Origin of the sequence: Paractinoplanes lichenicola (assembly GCF_016785085.1) — a bacterium.
Lineage (GTDB): Bacteria > Actinomycetota > Actinomycetes > Mycobacteriales > Micromonosporaceae > Actinoplanes > Actinoplanes lichenicola.
The window spans coordinates 600678-618587 of the sequence record NZ_JAENHO010000001.1 but is presented as its reverse complement, the minus strand read 5'-3'; the positions used below and the strand labels follow the sequence as shown (position 1 = coordinate 618587).

Sequence of the window (17910 nt, the reverse complement as noted above, 5' to 3'; positions counted from 1 at the left end):
CTCAGACCGTCGACACCAGCAACCTGCTCGACTACGAGGCGTGGGCCGAGGAGGAGCGGGGCTGGCGCAAGCTGCTGGCCTCGGTGAACGGCGGCGCCGCGCTGGCCACCGAGGAAGGCCAGAACGCGGCGGCCGAGCTGGTCAGCGCCCAGTCCGTGATGGACGCGGCGGTGGCCTTCCAGCGTACGCAGGAAACTCTGACGTGGCTCGAGGACTTCGTCCGCCGCCAGTCCGACGCCGTCGCCGGTCCGGACCGCGCCTGGCAGGGTCAGGCCGCCGACGCGTTCCTGGCCAAGATGCAACACTTCGCCGACTGGCTGGGCAACCAGTCCGAACGCATCGCGGGCGCGGCCGGCACCAACAACATCAACTCGATCCCGAACCAGCTCTACACCAGCGCCAACTATCTGTCGTGGGCACAGCAGGCCATGCACCACCTGGACGCGTCATGGGCGAACATCGCCGCGCAGAACGGCGTCGGTGACGGCAGCGGCAAAATGGTGCCGATCAGCGGCACCCAGTTCGAGAAGCCCATGGCCCGGCAGATGTCGCAGGTCGTCGGCACGGTGGCCGGGCAGTACGACTTCACCTACAGCTCGGTGGTGCCGCCGGACGGCACCGGCACGCCCGAGCTGACGACCCCCAACTTCACGACGCCGAACTTCACCACCCCGTCGTTCAGCGCCCCCAACATCACCGCGCCGCCCACCATCTCGACCCCGAACATCTCCACCCCCAACATCAGTACGCCGAACATCTCGACCCCGAACATCAGCACCCCCAACATCTCCGTCCCCGACATCTCGACCCCCAACGTGTCCACGCCGAACATCTCGACCCCGTCGGTCACCCCGCCGACCGTGTCGACGCCGGCCTTCAACCCCGGTGGCAACGGTCCCGCCACGAATGCCTTCGCCACGCCCGAAGTGACCGCTCCGCCTACCGGTTTGTCCCTGCCCGTGGGCGGTGGCCCCGGCGGCGTTGGTGGCGGGCTTCCCGGTCTCGAGGGGCCTGGCGGCGCCAGCGGGTTTGTGCCTCCGGTGGTTCCCAACGCTCCGGGCGCGGGCGGCGGCTTCGTGCCTCCGGCGATCCCCGGTGCGGGCGGCCCCGGAAACAATTCCCGTACGCCGGAGGTCAGCACTCCCGGCAGCGTTGGCGCCTTCGAGTCCCCGACAGTCCCCGGCCCGCCCACCGCCGGCGGTCTCGGCACCGGTGTGGACGTGCCCGGTCTCAACACCCCCGGCGCGAATACCCCTGGCTTCGACGCTCCCAGTGTCAACGCTCCCGGCGTCAACGCCCCCGGTTTTAATGCGCCGGGCGCCGGCATGCCGATCGGCGGCGCCCCCGGCGCGGGCAACGGCGCGGGCGGCTTCAACGCTCCCGGCATCCCGGACGCCCCCGACGCGAACGGCCTCCTCGAAGGCGACCAGGACGACTGGCGCGGAGGCGCCCCGATCGTCGGCGCCCCCGAGGCCCCCGGCGGCATCGGCGCAGGCGGCGCGGGCCTGGGCGGCGGCATGCCGATGATGCCCGGCGCACCCGGCTCCGGCGGCCTCGGCAGCGGCGGCGCAGGCATCCCCGACACCCCCGACGCGGGCGGCCTGATAACCGGCGACGCCGACGATTGGCAGTCGTCAGTGCCGGAGATCGGTGCGCCTGAGGCGCCGTCGGGTGTGCTGCCGGGCGGTGCCGGTCTGGGCGGCGGGATGCCGATGATGCCCGGCATGCCGGGTGCGGGTGGTGGCCTTGGCGGTGGCGCCGGTCTGCCCGACGCACCCGACGCGAAGGGCCTGGTGACCGGGAACGCCGCTGATTGGGATTCGCCGGGTGCTGGTGTGGATGGTCCGGCGGCGCCTGGTGGTGTGCCGGCCGGGGGCGTTGGTTTGACGGAGCCTCCGTTGCCGGGTTCGCAGCTTCCCGAGACGTCGGCGCCGGGTATGCCCGCCGCGGGCATGCCGATGATGCCAGGCATGCCTGGTGCCGGTGGCGGTCTGGGCGGTGGTGCCGGTGCCGGGTTGCCGGATGCGCCGGATGCGAAGGGCTTGGTGACCGGGAATGCCGCCGATTGGGATTCGCCGGGTGCTGGTGTGGATGGCCCGGCCGCTCCTGGTGGCGCGTCGGCCGGTGGTGTTGGTCTGACGGAGCCGGAGTTGCCGACACTGCCGGGTTCGCAGCTTCCCGAGACGTCGGCGCCGGGTGTGCCTGGTGCGGGCATGCCGATGACTCCGGGTATGCCGGGCGCGGGTGGCGGTCTGGGCGGTGGCGCCGGTGCTGGGTTGCCCGATGCCCCCGATGCGAAGGGCCTCGTGACCGGAAACGTCGGAGATTGGGACTCGCCAGGCGCCGGTGTGGATGGTCCGGCGGCGCCCGGTGGTGCGTCCGCCGGTGGAGTCGGCCTGACCGAACCGCAGTTGCCCGCTGTGCCGGGTTCGCAGAGCGACGGGTCTGCTTCCGGCGCGGCCCTGCCGGGTGGCGGTGTGCCGATGATGCCGGGCATGCCTGGCACGGGCGGCGGTCCGGGTGGTCCTGGCGCGGGCCTCCCTGACGCGCCCGACGCGCAGGGCCTCGTCACCGGCGAAGCCGACTCCTGGACCCCGTCGGCCGCCGACATCGACCTGCCAAGCGCCCCGACGGGCACCGAGGCCGGCGGCACTGGTCTGGTGCTCCCCGACCTGCCAGTCGCACCCGAGTCCGGCCTGACCGCCCCGAGCTTCGCCGACATGGCTCCGCAGGACGTCCCGGGAACGCCTGATGGTGTTGATCTGCCGAGCGTTCCGGAGGCCGGCGTCAATCCGCTGGCGCCTCCGGTTGGTGGAGTTGATCTGCCAGTGGTCCCGGAAGTGGGTGTCAACCCGCCGGGCCTCTCGGGCGAAGGCGTAGATGTGCCGGGACTTCCGGAGGCCGGCGACGGCTCGCAGGGAAGTGTTGTGGGGCCCGGACTTCCCAGCGCGGCTGACGGAAGCGCGATCGGCGCCGGGGTGGACCTGCCCGACGGCGCACCGACGGCCGGGGGAGGGCAGCCCGGTGCGGGTACGCCGGTGATGCCTGGGCAAGGACCGGGAGCCGGGCCGCTTGGTGGAGCCGGTGGTGCGGGAATCCCGGACACACCCGATGCCAACGGCCTGATCGGACCGGACGTCGGAGATTGGTCTCCGGCCGGACCGCAGGTGGACGCCCCGGCTGCGCCCGGCGGGACGAGCGCGGGTGGCTCCGGCCTCGTAGTCCCGGAGTGGACCGGCGCCACGGACTTCGGAGTCACCGACGGCCCGTCGCTGGACTCGGCCGATGAGGTCGAGCTCCCCGAAGCCGAGACCCCCACAACCGACACCACAGCCGCGCCGGCCGCTCCGAACGGCGTGCCGATGATGCCCGGAATGCCAGGCCTCCCCGGAAGCACCGCGGGCCCGGGCGACACGAGCACAGCGGACCGTTCCACGGCATCCGACCTGGTCGACGCGGACACCGCCGATTGGCGTCCGACCGGCCCGGCGGGGGAGACCCCCTTAGCAGCCCAGGGCACCCCAACGGGCGGGACCGGTCTTGACGGCCAGACCCCCGATGGAGCACCCGCCGACGCTCCGGCACTTGCCACCGCGGACGTTGTGATGTCTGGCGGCACCGAAGAGGAAGCGGTCTCCGGCGGCGGTGGCGAAATCGCGGCCACCGGCCCGGCTCCCGCGACTGCGGACGTAGTCGGCTCGGGTGCGGAGTTCGGCGGTGTGGCGGCCGAGCCCGCTGTCTCCGCCCCGACACCGCCCGTCTCGCAGAACATCTTCGCCTCGTGGGCACCCGAGCCCGTCACCGGCGATGTCTCCGCACCGGAGACACCCACGCCGGACGCACCGAATCCGATCGCCTCCGAACCGGGCGCCCCGGACGCCACCGAGCCCGTGGCGCCCTCGACGCCCGCTCCACCCGGGCCCGCTCCGACTGGTCCGACCGTGCCCGCTCCGGCGGTTCCGGACGTACCTGTCCCGGCGGTTCCGGACGTACTTGTCCCGGCGGTTCCGGATGCGCCCGGTTCGGCAGCTCCGGACGTACCCGGTCCGGCGGTTCCAGATGCTCCTGCTCCGGCAGGTCCGGACACGCCAGCCCCGGCTCTCCCCGAGACACCTGCCGCGCCGGACCCCGCTGCCCCGGAAGCCAACCAGCCGGCCCCGCCCGCCCCGCAGGCTGCTGAGGCGCCGACCGACCCGGCAAAACCGATTGCTGGAGAAGGCACTTCGCCAACAATCGCTCCCGAAACGGCAGCCGCGGCAACGGCCGTCGCCGCCGGTGCGGTTGCGGCCGTGGCGGCGACGGCCGGAAACGCCCCGGCGGCGGTGACCGGAAACGCCCCGGCGGCGGTAACCGGGGGCGGCCCGGCTGGGAGCACAGCGGCGACCGGCGGCGGCCCGGCCGCGACCGGAAATGCCCCGCAAGCGACACCCGTTTCAGCCGCGCAGAATCAGCCACTCGCCCCGGTTCGGGAGGTGGCAGCGCCGGTCGAGAACCGTGGGGGCGGCATGGTCGGCGGCGCTCCGCTCAAGCCGGGCGAGGACGACCGCGAAGACCCGGAACGTCCCACCGCAGCCGCTTTCCTGGGCGAGGACGACCGCGCCTGGAACAGGCAGGAGCGCGACGACGACTACGTGCCGGTGGTGCGGCCCGATGAGGAGGACGACGACATGTCCGGCTGGGACGACGCGGATGCCGCCTGGCTGACCGCGGCGGGTGACCGATGACCGGGCGGGCGGTGTGGCGGCGTACGAACGCCTCTGACACGCCGGAAAAGGAGCGGCGCTGCGGCGGCCCCGAGATGTCGGTCGAGGAGCGCTATCAGCTGATGCGTGAACGACGCCTGGCCGCCAAGAAGGAGGAGCCGGTCAAGAAGGACGAGCCCGCGGATGAGGAGGAGGACGACCTCAAAGCGGCCGAGCGTTTCCGCAACGACCGCTACTCGGTGAAGCTCCTGAAGCAGGACGACGACGCCTGGGGCGGCGGCGCCAAGAGCACGGGGACGCTCGGATGAGCACTGTCACCGTCAAGCGGCCACCGCGCGCGGCCGGGCCGGAGGCCCCCGAGGGGCGGATCGAGCTGCAGGAGCCGCCGTTGATGGCGGAGGAGGCTCCGCTCGACTTCCGGTCGTTCGCCATGATCGTGCCGATGGGGCTGGGCATGGGCGCCATGATGGCGATGTTCGGGCTCTACAGCCGGGCGCCGGTCATGTATGTCATGGGTGGCGCGATGGCGGCCGGCATGCTCCTCATGGGCGTCATGCAGATCGGCCGGGCCGCCAGCGACCGCAAGCGCAAGATGCGGGGCGAGCGGCGCGACTTCCTGCGGTACATCGCCCAGCTGCGCAAGCAGGCCCGTACGGCCGCCGATCAGCAACGCCGCCATGTGCTGTGGAACAACCCGCAGCCAAGCTGGCTGTGGTCGCTCGCCATGAGCAGCCGGCTGTGGGAGCGGCGGCCCAGCCACGACGACTTCGGCCGGGTCCGGATCGGGCTGGGCCGGCAGAACGCCATGCTCACGTTCAGCCCGCCGTCGACCAAGCCGATCGAGGACCTGGAACCGCTCGCTTCCATCTCGTTGCGGCGGTTCTCCGAGGCGTACCGGACGGTGAACGGCATCCCGATCTCGGTGGGGCTGCGCAGCTTCACGAGCATCGAGTTCGAGGGCCCGGTCGACCCGGCCATCGACCTGGCCCGCGCCATGGTGGCCCAGCTGGTCACGTTTCACGCCCCGGACGAGCTGCGGGTGGCCGTGCTGGCCGAGGAGGTGCACAGCGGGCCGTGGGAGTGGGTGAAGTGGCTGCCGCACAACGCGCACCCGACGGCGTTCGACGCGGCGGGGCCGGTGCGGTTGTTCGCGGGCGGCCACGACGACCTGATGGAGCTGCTCGGCCCCGAGATCAACGACCGGGGCGACCACGACCGCACGGCTCGGCCGAGCGCGACCGAGCCGCTGCTGGTGATCGTGGCGCACCTGGCCGAGCTGCCCGACAGCTCCCGGTTGCTGGGCGCCGGCGTACGCAATGTGGTGTTGCTCGACCTGACCGGTGACATGCCGGGCGGCCCGAAGGTGCTGCGGCTGACCCTCGACGGCGATCAGGTGCAGTTCCCGGCCGGTGACACGACGGGCACGGCCGACCGGGACGCGCTGGGCCCGGATCAGTGTGACGCGCTGGCCCGGATCATCGCGCCCAAACGGACCAGCGGCACCCTGGACGTGGTGGACGAGCCGATGGAGTCCAGCTTCGAGCTGACCGCGCTGCTCGGCATCCGCGACGGGCACACCTTCGACGTGCCGGCCCTGTGGCGGACGCGTCAGCCGCAGCGCAACCGGCTGCAGGTGCCGATCGGCGTGACCGAGGACGGCGAGGTCATCGAGCTCGACCTGAAGGAGTCGGCGCAGGGTGGCATGGGCCCGCACGGCCTGCTGATCGGCGCCACCGGCTCGGGCAAATCAGAGCTTCTCCGTACGCTGGTGTGCGCGCTCGCCGCCACGCACAGCTCGGAGATCCTCAACCTGGTGCTGGTCGACTTCAAGGGCGGCGCCACCTTCCTGGGCATGGAGAAGCTGCCGCACACGTCGGCCGTCATCACCAACCTGGCCGACGAGCTGCCCCTGGTCGACCGCATGCAGGACGCGCTGCAGGGCGAGATGACCCGCCGCCAGGAGGTGCTGCGGGCCAGCGGGTACGCGTCGCTGTTCGACTACGAGAAGGCCCGCGCGGCCGGGGCGCATCTCGTCCCGTTCCCGGTGTTGCTGATCATCGTGGACGAGTTCAGCGAGCTGCTGTCGAGCAAGGCCGAGTTCATGGACCTGTTCGTCTCGATCGGCCGGCTGGGCCGCAGCCTCGGCGTGCACCTGCTGCTGGCGAGTCAGCGCCTGGACGAGGGCCGGATCAACCGCGTCGAGGGCCACCTGTCGTACCGGATCGCTCTGCGCACCTTCTCGTCGATGGAGTCGCGCTCGGTGATCGGCGTGGGCAAGGCCTACGAGCTGCCGCCCGAGCCCGGCAACGGCTACCTCAAGCTGGACACGACCAACCTGGTGCGCTTCAAGTCCGCGTACGTCTCGGGGCCGTACTCGGGCAGCGGTGCGATCGGTGACCGCACCGAGGACGACGAGCTCTCGGTGCTGGATGTGGTGCCCTTCACCACGCGGCAGGTCGACGTGCGCCGCGATCCGGGCCGGGTGAAGCCGGCCGCGCCGGTGATCAAAGAAGACGAGACCGGGCCCAGCCTGGCCGAGGTGCTGCTCGACCGGCTGGCCGGCTCGGGTCCGCCGGCGCGTCAGGTGTGGCTGCCGCCGCTGTCGAGCGCGCCGAGCCTCGACTCGTTGCTGCCGAGCGTGGTTCCCGATCCCGTACGGGGTATGACCGTCGAGGATCCCGACGCGCGGGGCCGCCTGCGGGTGCCGGTCGGGGTCGTCGACCGCCCGCAGGACCAGCTGCGCGAGCTGCTGATGGCCGACCTGGGCGGCGCCGACGGTCATGTCGGGATCGCCGGCGCCCCGCAGAGCGGCAAGTCGACCCTGCTGCGCAGCCTGATCCTGGGCCTGGCCTTCACCAACACGCCGCAGGAGGTGCAGTTCTACGGGCTCGACTTCGGCGGCGGTGGCCTGTCGTCGATCGCTGGGCTGCCGCACATCGGCTCGATCGCGACCCGGATGGAACGCGACCGGGTGGTCCGCACGATCCAGGAGATCGGGCAGGTCATGGAGCAGCGCGAGGCCGAGTTCGCGGCCCGCGGGCTCGACTCGATGCAGGCCTATCTGGCCGCCCGGCGCCGCGGCGAGATCGAGGACCCGTTCGGCCACGTGTTCCTGGTGATCGACGGCTTCTACACGATGAAGCAGGACTTCGCCGAGCTCGACACCCGGTTCCAGGAGCTGGTGTCGCGCGGCCTGTCCTTCGGCATCCACGTCATCACCACGGCCACCCGCTGGTCGGAGATGCGCACCTGGCTCCGCGACCTGATCGGCACCAAGCTGGAGCTGCGGCTGGGTGACGCGATGGAGTCGGAGGTGGGCTCGCGCAAGGCGGCCACCGTGCCCAACCAGCCCGGCCGCGGCCTGACCGCCGACGGGCTGCACTTCCTGGGCGCGCTGCCCCGGATGGACGGCAGCTCCGAGGTGGCCGACCTGGCCGAGGCGACCAAGGCGGTCACCGAGGAGATCGGCACCTTCTGGCCCGGCGAGCCCGCTCCGGGCGTACGGCTGTTGCCGACCCGCCTCCCGGTGGAGCAGTTGCCCGTACCGGGGAAGGAATTCAAGGTTTGTCTCGGCCTCGACGAGCAGCGCCTGGCCCCGGTCTGGCACGACTTCATGGCCACGCCGCACATGCTGGTCTTCGGCGACAACGAGACCGGCAAGTCGAACCTGCTGCGGCTGGTGCTGCGCGCGATCCAGCAGCGTTACACCCCCGAGCAGGCCAAGGTGGTGCTGGGCGACTCGCGGCGCGACCTCGACACCGCGCTGCCGGCCGAGTATCAGGTCGGGTTCGGGTTCACCGGGGACAAGCTGTACGAGCTGGCCGGGCAGGCCTCGGTGTCGATGAACCGGCGGGTGCCGGGCCCGGAGATCTCGTCGGAGCGGATGCGCCGCCGCGACTGGTGGGAGGGGCCCGAGCTGTTCGTCGTGGTCGACGACTACGACCTGATGACCAAGGGCAGCGGCGCCGGCTCGACCCTCGACCCGCTGCTGCCGCTGCTCGCGCAGGGGCTCACCATCGGCCTGCACGTGATCGTCGCGCGCAGCACCTCGGGCGCGATGCGGGCCATGATGGACCCGGTCATCCGCCGCATGTGGGAGCTGGGCACCCCGGCCACGCTGCTGTCGTACCCCAAGGAAGAAGGCAAGTTCCTGGGCGAGGCGCCGCCGCGGCGACTGCCCCCGGGGCGGGCCCAGCTGGTGACGCGCCGCGGCGTGTCGTTGATGCAGACCGGCATCGTGGCATGAGAAGAGGACTGAGCGGATGACCACCGCCATGGACCGGCAGCTGTGCCGGATCACCGTCATCGGGCCGGACCGCAAGATCGATCTGGCCGTGCCGTCGGCGACCCCGGTGGCCGGGCTGCTGCCCGTGCTGCTGCAGCACACGTCTTCAGGCCGCCGCCTCGAGAGCGACGAGCCCGAGGGCGCCTGGGTGCTGCAGCGGCTGGGCCAGACGCCGTTCGAGCTGACCGGCACCCCCGAGAGCCTGGACTGGCTCGAGGGGGAGGAGCTGCACCTGCGGCGGGCCGAGGATCCGCTGCCCGAGCTCGACTTCGACGACGTCGCCGAGGGCATCGCGACCACGGTCAACCGCCGCTCGGACCGCTGGCAGCCGGAATACCGGCGGGTGCTGTTCCTGATCCTGTCGGTTGTGGCGATGGCCGTGCTGGCCGCCGTGCTCACCGATCGGGGCCCGGTGCTGCCGCAGGTGATCACCGCGGGCGTGCTGGCCGCGGCGTTCCTGACGGCCGCCCTGATGTATGCCCGCAAGGTTCCCGACGGCGCGTTCTCGCTGCTCTTCGGGTTCGGGGCTGCGGCATTCGCGGCCCTGTCGGCGTCCCGCGCGAATGACGGCGACGCCGCCGGAATCACGCTGGCCGCCGCGACCGCCGTGGTCGCGGTGGCCACCGTCCTGCTGATCGCCCAGCGCACCCTCACCCCGCATCTGCCGTTCCCGCCGATGCTGGTCGTCGCGGTCACCGCGGCCGTCGTGGCCGGGGTCCTGCTGATGCAGCGCGGCTCGGCGATGACCGTGGCGCGCACCTCCGCCATCGCCGTCGCGATCCTGCTCGCGGTCATCGTGCTGGCCCCACGGGCGGCGGTGAAGTTCGCCCGGCTGCGCGGCCCGCAGCTGCCCAAGACCGGCTCCGACATGGCGTACGACGTCGAGCCGGCCCCGTCCGACGTGGTCCACCGCCGCACCGATGACGCCGACACCTACCTGACCGTCGCGCTGGTCGCCTCGGCCCTGGTGCTGCCGGTGCTGTTCCACTACGCGATCGGCTCGCCGGGCTGGCCGGGCTGGACCTTCGTGCTGGTGGTATCGGGTGCAATCCTGTTGCGCGCGCGTACCTTCCTCGGCCTGTGGCAGCGGCTGGCGCTCACCGCCGCCGGTACCGTCGGGCTCCTCATGGTGATCATGCGGCTGTCCTCGATGCTCACCGGCGGCTGGCGCTGGGTGCTGCTGTCGGGGCTGCTCGCAATGCTTCTCCCGCTGGTGCTGGCGGCGATGCGGCCCTGGCCCCGGCGCATGCTGCCGTTCTGGGAGTACGCGGCGACGTTCCTCGACGTGGCCACCGGTGTCGCCGTGCTCCCGATCCTGGCGCAGATTCTCGGCCTGTACGCCTGGGCCCGCGGACTGTTCGGGTAGGCCGCCGTGCAGACCCAGCGCGACCACGTCCACGCGCACACCTTCATGATGGGCCGGCTCAGCTCGGCCCTGGTCGAGGGCGACCCGACCGGCGCCGAGATCCCGGGCCGCCGGGCCCAGACCGGGCTGCTGGTCGGCCTGATCCTGCTCCTGCTGCTGGTCGGCGGGTTCGCCGTGTACGGCTGGATCGTGCCCGGCGGCAGCAAGGCCTACCGGCAGGCGGGCGCGATCCTGGTCGAGAAGGAGACCGGCAACCGCTACGTCTACCTTGACGGCGCCCTGCACCAGACGCCCGACCTGACCTCGGCCATGCTCATCCAGGGCGGCGCCGGCAAGATCAAACTGATCTCGCGCAACTCGCTCAAGGACGTGCCCCGCGGCCTCCCGCTCGGGGTGGCCGGGGCGCCGCAGCAGATGCCCGCCCCCGAGGCGCTGGCCAAGGGCCCGTGGCTGACCTGCCTGCCCGGGTCGGTGGTGACCGGCAAGCGCGTCGCCGGCCTGGGCGTCAACCTGGAGCCCGAGACCCCGGCCACGCCGCTGGCGGAGGGCAAGTTCCTCGTCGTACGGGACCCTGGTGGCACCCCGTATCTGCTGGCCAACTATCTCAAGTACCGCATCGACGACGACGCCGTGCTGGTCGCGCTGGGCGCCGCCGCGAGCAACCCGCCGGCCGCCCCGGCCATGTGGCTCGGCTGGCTCGGCGACGGCCCGGCGCTGGCCCCCGCGGCGATCCCCGGCGCGGGCACCGACGGACCGGAGGTCGGCGGACGCCCGTACGCGGTGGGAACGCTCTTCCGCCAGGGCACCGACCAGCATTTCGTGCTCCGGCGCGACGGCCTGGCCCCGATGAGCCGCACCGAGTTCCTGATCGCCGACGCCAAGACGCCCGGCCCGCCGGTGCAGGTCGACCCGGCCGACGTCGTGGGCGCCCGCCGCTCGCCCGACCGCACGCTGCTCGACCGGCTGCCCGACCTGGCCGCGCTGCGCCTGGCCGACGCCGCGGGACAGGCCGTGTGCATGCAGCAGCGGCCGATCGGCCCCGAGGCGTTCAGCAGCACGGTGGTGCTCGCCCCGGCCTGGGCCGCCGGCGTCTGGCCCGACGGCAAGACCACCGTGCTGGCCAAGCGAGGCAGCGGCATGGCCGTGCTGCCGGTGCCGCTCGCGTCCAAGGTGGCCGCCAAGAAGATCTCCTTCATCTCGGACGAGGGCACGGCGTACCGGCTGGCCGACCAGACCACGGTCGCCTCGCTCAAGCTCGCGAGCACCCCGCCCGTCCCGTTCCCCAAGGAACTGCTCGCGGCCCTGCCCCAGGGGCCCGTGCTGAGCCGCGAAGCCGTCACCAGCCTGGCGAGAGGGTAGAAACGTGGTGTCCATCCGCAGCCTGCTGCGCGGTGACCGGGACAACCCGGGTCACGGCGTCGTCCAGCACACCGTCGGCAACGCGGTCGTGCTGCACTCCGACGACGCGATCAGCGCCGAGGCCCAGTCGCTGGCCCTCACCGTGGTCGAGGACCTCGAGAACGACGTGGTGGTGCTCGACCTCGGCGCCGGCATGCCGATCAGCTCGTGGGAGTCGATGGCCGGCGTGCTGCCCCGGCGCCGCCGCGGCATCCGGCTGATGGCCTGCGGCGAGCAGCGCAACGCGGCAGCGATGGCCGGGCAGTGGTTCGCGGAAAGGCTTGGCCGTACGGTCATCGCCCCTGACGGCGACCTGATCCGCGGGGCGGCCGGTGGGCTGTTCGTACACTCCACGCCGGGGAGCGGCTGGGTGCGGTTCCGGCCCGGCAAGGCGCCCGCATGGCACGCCAAGCGCTATCCGACGCCCCTGTGGGACCAGGCGGTGACCGAACGGCGCGCGTCCAGTTCGACGGGGGAGATCGAGCCCCTGCCCGGCGGCGTGTGGATCCACGACGTACGGGAACCGGAAGTTGTCGCCGAGCACCGCGAGCGGCTGGTGGCCGACGTGCCCTGCCAGCCCGACGTGATGACCGTGCTGCTCGGCTGCCCCGGCACCGCCCCGCTCTCGCTCGACGACGTCGTGCGGTTCTGGCGCGAGCTCGACGACGAGAGCAAGGCCCGCGCCCGCTTCGTGCAGTACGGCGACATCCGGCTGCCCGAGGGCGAGGCGTTCGGGCAGGCCCTGGCCGACCTGCTGGCCACCCCGGTGATCTGCTACACGGGCGTGCCGATCGGTTCCCCGGCCAAGTTCGAGATTCGCACCGTACGCGAGGACGGGGTGCTCGGCTGGCCCCCGTTCGCGCTGGAGCTCGGCTACCAGCCGCGCGCGCACCCCAACTCGAAGGGCCGCCGCCCGTCGATCCTGAGCCACCGCGGGCCGCTGCTCTGGGTCGAGGAGGTCGAGAACCGCGTCTACTGGTACGCCCCGGACGCCGTCGTCGAGGTCGTGCAGGCGGGTCTGTGGGTGCGGCCGGCCGAGGAGCCGCCGAACGCCGAACGGGTCCGCGCCACGCGGCTCGACCCCGAGGGCAGCACGCTCATCTTCGACGACTCCTTCAAAGAACGCAGCGCCCGCATGCGCGAGCTGGCCGAGGACCTGGCCGCCCGCGTCGACCCGGCGCTGGGGGAGGAGAGCGCGCTGTTCCCGGCCTCGGTGCTGGTGCCGGGTCAGAAACCGGCCGGGCGGGCCGACGCGGTGCTCTCGGCGGCCCTGCCGGTGGCGGTCGAGCCGGTGGCCGAACTCGAGCCTCCCGCGACGGCGCCCGCGCTGCCCGCGCCTCCGGAGGCGCCCGCGCTGCCGGTCTCCGTGTCGTCGGTCTCGCCGGTCTCGGTTTCGCCGGTCGACTTCGCGCCGCCGGTCCCCGCCCCGATCGCCGTCGCCCCGGCGGAACCTCCTGCGTCGGCTTCCTCGCGCCCGCCCGCCTTGCCGGCCTCGCGCGCAACGCCCTCGCCTACGCCGCTTTCCTCGCCTTCGCCGCTTTCCTCGCCTTCGCCGCTTTCCTCGCACACATCGCTCTCCTCGTCCGGGCCGGTTTCTTCGCCTGAGCAACCGGCCCCGCGTGCTGCGGCGGGCATATCCGATGTTGCGGCCGGCCGGTCCGCGGCTCCGAGCGAGTCGAGCGCCTCCACCGTGGCGGATCCGGTCGCCTCGCCGGCCGCACTCACGCCCCCGGTTGCCCCTGCGCCGCCCGTTGCGCCCAGTTCGGCTGGGGTGGCGCCGGCCGAGCCGATCGTCATCCCCGAACCCGTCGTGCCGGCGATCCACGCGCCGGCCGTTCCGCTCCCGGCCGCTCCCGTTTCGTCGGAGACCCGGCCCGCGGAGACCCGGCCCGCGGAGACCCGGCCCGCGGAGACCCGGCCCGCGGAGACCCGGCCCGCGGACGCCCGGCTCGCGGAGGCCCCGACCGGACCGGAGGCCGCCGTCGACGCCGTGCGGCGGCAACCCGTGCCTGCCGCGTCGGCGTCGGCGCTGCTGCCCAAGCGGCGCCCGCTCGACGAGGAGCGCTCCTGGCTGCGGCGCACGCTCAGCCGCGAGTTCGACACCATGGCCAGCTCGGTCGCCCGCATCATGAGCGAGCACCCGGGTCTGCAGGGTTCGGGCGCGGTCAAGGCCGACGACATCCTGGCCGACTCGGTCGCCGTCCGGCTCTACCTGTCGCGCCGGGGTGCCGGGATTGACGCCGGGCTGCGGTCGGGCGTGGCCGGGCCGCATGTGCCGCTGGCCCGGTGCGCGGTCGCGGGCCTGTCGCGGCTGCCCTCTTTCCGGGGCACCACCGTCTACCGCGCGTCGCCCGAGAGCGCCGAATGGGACCGCTACCGCGAGCGCAAGCTGGTCACCGACTGGTCGTTCGTCAACGCGCTGACCGGACCCTGCGAAAGCCAAGAGGGCGACACCGACGTGCTGGTGTGGTCGATGACGGCCCGCCGCACGGCGCTGCTCGAGCCCGAAGGCGATGAGCGGGTCGACGACCGGGTGCTGTTCCTGCCCGGCACCCACTTCAAAGTGCTCGAGCTGCGTGAGCCGTCCGGCGACGAACGGGGTGCGGTGCTGATGCGCGAAATCGGCGCCAACGAGATCGGCGAGGACGGCCGGGTCGACCCCGACAAGGTGTCGCTCGACGAGCTGGCCGTCACCTCGCTGCGCCGCAGCATCGAGCGCTGGGCCACCGCCGACCCCCGCCGCCGGGTCGGCCCGGCCGCCGGGGAGCGCTTCGGCCTGCTGCCGGGGCTGCACCGGTCCGAGCCGGAGCCGACGGCGGGACGACCGGACGCGGCCGCGGCCCGGACCGGGCCGGAGCGACCGGCCTCGGAGCGGACGGGGGCGGCGGAATGACCCGGCACCTGGTCGTCGGTGGCGGGCAGCCCGGCGCCTACTCGACGATCGGTGCCGCCCTGGCCCGGGCCGAGAGCGGCGCGACCATCACCGTCCACACCGGCCGCTACTCCGAACGGCTGGTGATCGGCAACCGCGTCACGATCAGCGCGGCCGGTGACGGCCCGGTCGAGGTGCGGGTCGAGGAGGGCAGCGTCCTCGTCGTCCACGGCGAGGGTGCCCAACTGCGTGGGATCACCCTGGCCAGCGCGGACGAGAAGCTGGCGGCCGTCGACGTCTACGCCGGGGAGGTCGCGCTCGACCACTGCGTGATCACCGGCGGGTCCTGGACCACGCTGCTGGCCCGCCTCGAGGGTTCGCTCGCCTTGCGCGACTGTGAGGTGCGCAGTCCGGCCGGCGCGGGGGTGGTGGTCACCTCGGCCGCGCCCAGCACCATCGAGGACACCGTGGTGACCCAGGTCGGCACCTCGGGCGTGGTGGTCACCGACAAGGGCGTGCTGACCCTGCGCCGCTGCGCCGTGCGGGGCACCGCCGCCAACAGTGTCTGCGTCAACGGCGACGGCCGGCTCACCGCCGAGCAGTGCGAGATCAGCGACGCCGCCAAGCCCGCGGTCGTGGTCGAGCAGCGCGGCTGGGCCCGGTTCCAGCGGCTCACCGTGACCGGCAGCGGCAACGTCGACCTGTTCCTGCGGGGCGACATCGACGTGCTGTTCAGCGATTCCCGCTTCACGGGGGCCGCGCTGCAGTCGGCCCACGTCGCCGACCGGGCCGCGCCCCGCTTCGAGCGCTGCGACTTCGAGGGCGCGGGGCATACCGCCGTGCACATCACCGGCAAGGCCAAGCCCAGCTTCGCCGACTGCACGTTCGCGGGCGCGCCGACCGGCATCAACGTCGAGGACGAGTCGGCGCCGCGCTTCGAGGGTGCCACCCTGCGCGCCCCGGCCGTGATCGGCGGCTCGTCCACGGCCGTGATCAAGCGGCTGCGGGCTTCCGACGGCGGCCTGACCGTCAAGGGCGGGGCCACGCTGGACGGCGTCGATCTTGAGATCAACTGCACCACGGCTCTGGAACTGAGCGAGGGGGCGCGCGGCACGGTCCGTGAGGCCCGGCTCGGCGGCACGGTCGTGCTCGGCGGCGGCTCGCTGGATCTGCGGTCGGCTGTGGTGCGTACGGCTGGGGTGCGGGTTTCCGGCGGCGAACTGCGGCTGCGTGACACCGAGATCGCCGACGCGCCGGCCGACGGCATCGAGGCGGGGGCGGGCGCGGTGGTGCTGGCGACCGAGACCCGCATCCGCCGAACCGGCCGGCATGGCGTTGCGCTGGGCCCGGGCAGCCGGGGCGAGTTCACCGACTGCGAGGTGCTGGGCAGCGGCGGCGCCGGGTTCGACGTGGAGACGACCGAGCCGGTCACCCTGACCCGGTGCGTGGTGCAGGAGAACGGCGGCGACCAGGTGCGCAAGGCCGCCGGCGCCGACGTGACCGGGGAGCTGCTGAGCGCGGGCCGAGCCGGGTCGCCAAGCTCGGCCCCGACTTCGCCCGCTCCGTCCTACTCGCCCGCCCCGTCCTATTCGCCGGCGCCGGAGCCGGCCGACGAGGAGGCCAAGAATGAGGAGCCGCCCGGCGAGCTGGACGGCCCGCTGCGCGAGCTGAACTCGCTGATCGGCCTCAAGGAGGTCAAGCACGAGGTCACCGCGCTGATCAACCTGATCAAGATGGCCCAGGTCCGGCAGCAGATGGGCCTGCCGATGCCGCCGATGAGCCGGCACCTGGTCTTCGCGGGCCCGCCCGGCACCGGCAAGACCACGGTGGCCCGGCTCTACGGCTCGGTGCTGGCCGAGCTGGGCATCCTGAGCAAGGGGCACATGGTCGAGGCGGCCCGGGCCGACCTGGTCGGGCAGTACATCGGCTCGACCGCGATCAAGACCACCGAGCTGGTCACCAAGGCGCTCGGCGGCGTGCTGTTCATCGACGAGGCGTACACGCTGTCGCAGGGCACCGGGGGCGCCGGGCCGGATTTCGGTCAGGAGGCCATCGACGCGCTGATGAAGATGATGGAGGACCACCGCGACGAGCTGGTGGTGATCGTGGCCGGCTACTCGGAGCTGATGGAGCGGTTCCTCGAGTCCAACCCCGGCATGGCCTCCCGCTTCACCCGTACGGTCGAGTTCCCCAACTACTCCGTCGACGAGCTCGTCACGATCACGTCGAACCTGTGCGGCAAGCACTACTACGAGCTGACCGACGACGCCGTCGACGCGCTGCGCACCTATTTCGGCCGGGTGCCCAAGAACTCGACGTTCGGCAACGGCCGCGTGGCCCGCAAGCTGTTCGAGGCCATGATCAACAACCAGGCGTCGCGGCTGGCCCTGGCCCCGCCGGCCAAGGACAGCGAACTCAACCGGCTGACCGCGCTCGACCTAGCGCCCGAGCTCGAGCTGCTGGAGAACCTGCCGGTCGAGCAGTCCGGGCAGCCCGACGTGGCCGGCAACCCGGCCGCGGCGATCAACGCCACCCGCAGCTGGCGCCGGGTGTGCGGGCTGGTCGGCGCGGCCGGGGTGCGCGACGCCGTCGGCGGGGCCCTGCTGCAGGTGTGCGAGCTGCGCAACCGCCGCCGGGCGTACGGGAAACAGGCGAACGTGCTGCTGACCGGGCCGACCGGCAGTGGCCGCAGCGAGTTCGCCCGGCTCTACGCGGCCGGGCTGTCCGAGCTCGACCTGCTGCCGGTGGGCCAGCTGATCCGGGTCGGCACCGGCCGCGAGCTGGCCCCGCAGTGGCCCGGGCAGACCCGCAGCCTGGTCGAGGCGGCGATGGCCGACGCCGAGGGCGGCGTGCTGCTGGTCGACTACGCCGGCGACGACGGCACGGGCGCGGGCCCCGACATCGTGTCCGAGCTGGTCGAGGCCATGCGGCGCAGCCCCGGCGACCCGGTGGTCGTGCTGCTGGCCGAGCCCGGTGCGGCGGGCGAGCTGAGCGTGCCCGGTTTCGACGAGGTGTTCGGGCGGCGCTGGGAGATGCCCGCCTACACCGCGCCCGAGCTGGGCGAGATCGTCGTGCGGCACCTGGTGCGGCGGGGCCACGAGGTGCCCGACGACGTGCGGGCCGCGCTGGCCGAGATGGCGTCGGGGCTGACCGACCGTACGGTCCGGGCCGCGCACCTGCTCTCCTGGGGCCTCACCCGCACCGCGGCGTCGCGCACCCTCGCGCTCGCCGACCTGACCGTCCAGCGGCACAGCGTCGGCCTGGCCGCCGTTTCCTGAAGGAGGCA

General features: G+C 73.0%; 6 protein-coding genes and 1 pseudogene. All 7 read left to right on the top strand.

The genetic code is table 11. The annotated features are described in order from the left end of the window. Positions 1–83 precede the first annotated feature (83 nt). The 7 genes and pseudogenes from JKJ07_RS02765 (at position 84) to JKJ07_RS02735 (ending at position 17902) form a co-directional block, all read left to right on the top strand. Complete coding sequence (locus JKJ07_RS02765; protein WP_202989552.1) at positions 84–4724, top strand: hypothetical protein; 4641 nt, start codon at positions 84–86, stop codon at positions 4722–4724. Beyond that, the gene (locus JKJ07_RS02760; protein ID WP_202989551.1) at positions 4721–5011 is read left to right on the top strand and encodes a hypothetical protein; all 291 of its coding nucleotides are present in this window, start codon (positions 4721–4723) and stop codon (positions 5009–5011) included. The genes JKJ07_RS02765 and JKJ07_RS02760 overlap by 4 nt, the downstream gene beginning before the upstream one ends. After that, a complete protein-coding gene (eccCa, locus tag JKJ07_RS02755; protein WP_202989550.1) occupies positions 5008–8949 on the top strand; it encodes a type VII secretion protein EccCa in 3942 nt (1313 codons plus the stop codon). Before JKJ07_RS02760 ends, eccCa begins: the two co-directional genes overlap by 4 nt. A 16-nt stretch (positions 8950–8965) precedes the next feature. Further along, positions 8966–10354: a type VII secretion integral membrane protein EccD gene (gene eccD, locus JKJ07_RS02750; RefSeq protein WP_202989549.1), complete on the top strand. Its 1389-nt coding sequence runs from the start codon at positions 8966–8968 to the stop codon at positions 10352–10354. A gap of 6 nt (positions 10355–10360) precedes the next feature. Continuing rightward, the gene (eccB, locus tag JKJ07_RS02745; RefSeq protein WP_202989548.1) at positions 10361–11713 is read left to right on the top strand and encodes a type VII secretion protein EccB; all 1353 of its coding nucleotides are present in this window, start codon (positions 10361–10363) and stop codon (positions 11711–11713) included. A 4-nt stretch (positions 11714–11717) separates the two neighbouring features. After that, a pseudogene (locus tag JKJ07_RS02740) lies at positions 11718–14549 on the top strand (hypothetical protein); the annotation flags it as partial. A gap of 92 nt (positions 14550–14641) precedes the next feature. Next, the gene (locus JKJ07_RS02735) at positions 14642–17902 is read left to right on the top strand and encodes a right-handed parallel beta-helix repeat-containing protein (protein ID WP_202989547.1); all 3261 of its coding nucleotides are present in this window, start codon (positions 14642–14644) and stop codon (positions 17900–17902) included. Positions 17903–17910: the final 8 nt, after the last annotated feature.

Bases quoted from the DNA above. Each gene is read 5' to 3' on its own strand.
- eccCa (WP_202989550.1), top strand. From the start codon at position 5,008: ATGAGCACTGTCACCGTCAAGCGGCCACCGCGCGCGGCCGGGCCGGAG.
- eccD (WP_202989549.1), top strand. From the start codon at position 8,966: ATGACCACCGCCATGGACCGGCAGCTGTGCCGGATCACCGTCATCGGG.
- JKJ07_RS02735 (WP_202989547.1), top strand. From the start codon at position 14,642: ATGACCCGGCACCTGGTCGTCGGTGGCGGGCAGCCCGGCGCCTACTCG.
- JKJ07_RS02760 (WP_202989551.1), top strand. From the start codon at position 4,721: ATGACCGGGCGGGCGGTGTGGCGGCGTACGAACGCCTCTGACACGCCG.